General features: G+C 37.8%; 1 protein-coding gene. It reads right to left on the bottom strand.

Annotated features, from left to right (window positions below):
- Positions 1–141: 141 nt before the first annotated feature.
- Positions 142–519, bottom strand: a 378-nt coding sequence (locus ACRCJ0_RS19245) for a GNAT family N-acetyltransferase (protein ID WP_431391829.1), incomplete at its 5' end; no start/stop codon positions are given.

Below are 519 nucleotides of genomic sequence, written 5' to 3'. Positions count from 1 at the left end.
AAGGTAAACCTGAAGACATCTTCAGTAACCCACAACACAACCGTACAAAAGAATTCTTAGACAAAGTTTTATAATAAATAACGACAGAAAAGGTATGTGATGTTTTCTATCACATACCTTTTTCTTTATTCACTTCAAATTCTATCTTACAGCACCATACAAGGCTTTGTCCGAAATACCTGAATTATTGGCTAAAGCTGCTTTTCGTAGCCCTTCATATTCGAAGTTTAAGGCTAAAGCCAGTTGTCTGTCAGCTTCATTTCGACTATCTTGATCAAAAGACAAACGGTTCATTTGCACTTCTTTAAACAAGAAATGCACAATATTTTCTAAAGCTTCCTTGGCCAACCCCTGGTCTTTATAGACTTGACCCATACAGAAGGTTAAGTCTGCAGCCTGAGTATCTTTATGCACTTCAGTCACTACGATTTCTCCTACCGCTTCTCCAGAAGATTTGTCTTCCACACACCATCTGTAGGTTTTACTTCTGTCCTTGCGTTTATCCCACTTCTCTAAAAT

Source organism: Aerococcus sp. L_32, assembly GCF_050689315.1.
This window is presented reverse-complemented; position numbering and strand designations above follow the sequence as displayed.